Annotated in this window: 1 protein-coding gene and 1 pseudogene; both read left to right on the top strand. The window is 52.5% G+C overall.

Annotation, left to right across the window (positions count from 1 at the left end):
* Window positions 1-347 precede the first annotated feature (347 nt).
* A pseudogene (gene tnpB / locus BFF42_RS15805) lies at window positions 348-530 on the top strand (IS66 family insertion sequence element accessory protein TnpB); the annotation flags it as partial.
* Window positions 531-549: 19 nt separating this feature from the next.
* Window positions 550-1881, top strand: a 1332-nt coding sequence (locus BFF42_RS15800) for an IS66-like element ISSfl3 family transposase (RefSeq protein ID WP_073715080.1), incomplete at its 3' end; no start/stop codon positions are given.

Genomic DNA, 1881 nt, shown 5'->3' with positions numbered 1-1881 from the left:
TGCCCGTTGACGGACTTCGGGGGAAAAACGAGTATTTTTAGTCATCCTGTTTACCTCTTTCTCAGGAAGTTTAGTCTCCAGGATTCCCGGGGCGGTTCACTTAACAAAAGGGTGAATGCTGAAAGGTTGCTATGGCGGCCAGAGTGATGACAAAGACAGGTAAGACCGTGACTCACTAAACCTGAACAGTATTTTGGGCTTGAAGTCCGCCGTGAAAATAAGGGGTGAGTCGGCGAATTACATAGGGGCTCGCAGCGTTACGGCTGCAATAAAGCCGGATATAAAGCTGCAACCAACCCGTCATGTCAAAACAATGGATGCCTTGCAAACGGGATGCGTTCATATAAATACTGTGGGCCGATCGTGACGGGTTATGCCTGTTCGCCAAACGCCTGGAACGGGGCCGCTTCGTCTGGCCGGTGACCCGGGAAGGGAAAGTGCACCTGACGCCAGCTCAGTTATCCATGCTACTGGAGGGGATCGCGTGGCAACATCCCAAACGGACAGAACGGCCTGGCATCCGGATATAACCCGTGATAAAACAAGGGAATGAACAATGAACTCCCCGATGATATTGAGCTGCTTAAAGCCATGTTGCGTAAGCAACAGAGTCGGCTTCGACAGTATGCCTGTCAGGTCGCGGGCTATGAGCAGGAAATTGAACGGCTGAAAGCGCAACTCGACAGGTTGCGTCGTATGCTGTTCGGCCAGAGTTCAGAGAAAAAGCGTCATAAGCTTGAAAATCAGATCCGACAGGCAGAAAAACGACTGTCGGAACTGGAAAACCGACTGAACACAGCCAGAAATCTTCTGGAAGATGCATCGTCAGTCACAGATTCACCTGACACCAGTCCCCCGTCAGAAAACCCGATCGCCAGTAAGCCTGAATCCCCGGGACGAAAATCTTCACGAAAACCGCTGCCGGCAGAACTTCCCCGGGAGACACATCGCCTTCTGCCTGCTGAAACCAGTTGCCCGGCCTGTGGAGGTGTTCTGAAAGAAATGGGGGAAACAATCTCAGAGCAACTGGATATCATTAATACCGCCTTTAAAGTTATCGAAACCATACGTCCCAAACTGGCCTGTAGCCGGTGTGATGTCATCGTTCAGGCACCACTTCCCCCTAAACCGATCGAACGCGGTTATGCCAGTGCAGGGTTACTTGCACGGATCCTGGTCAGCAAATATATGGAACATATCCCTTTATATCGCCAGTCAGAAATATACGCGCGACAGGGCGTGGAGCTGAGCCGTAATACCATGGTGCGCTGGGTATCAGAAATGGCAGACAAACTCCGTCCTCTGTATATAGCGCTGAATGACTATGTTCTGGAGGCAGGAAAGGTGCACGCAGATGACACTCCGGTGAAAGTACTGGCCCCGGGGAACGGAAAGACGAAAACGGGTCGTCTGTGGGTATACGTCAGGGATGATCGTAATGCGGGTTCATCCCTGCCGGCAGCCGTCTGGTTCGCGTATTCGGCAGATCGCAAAGGAGAACATCCGCAGCTCCACCTGGCAAAGTATCAGGGCGTACTGCAGGCTGATGCCTATGCAGGTTATAACGTACTGTACGAAACGGGCCGGGTGAAGGAAGCCGGGTGCCTGGCCCACGCCCGCCGAAAAATCCATGACGAGGATGTGCGCCGTCCGACAGAAATGACTCAGGAAGCGCTCAGACGGATAGCAGAGTTATACGACATAGAAGCGGAGATACGTGGCAGTCCGGCAGAGGAACGGCTTGCAGTCAGAAAAGCCAGAAGCGTCCAGTTGATGCAGTCATTGTACGACTGGATACAGTTGCAGAGGAAAACGCTGTCGAAACATGCGGAGATGGCGAAGGCGTTCGACTATATCCTGAATCACTGGAATGCGCTGAAC

It is taken from the genome of Shigella sp. FC1661 (assembly GCF_001712525.1).
GTDB lineage: Bacteria > Pseudomonadota > Gammaproteobacteria > Enterobacterales > Enterobacteriaceae > Escherichia > Escherichia coli.
This window is presented reverse-complemented; position numbering and strand designations above follow the sequence as displayed.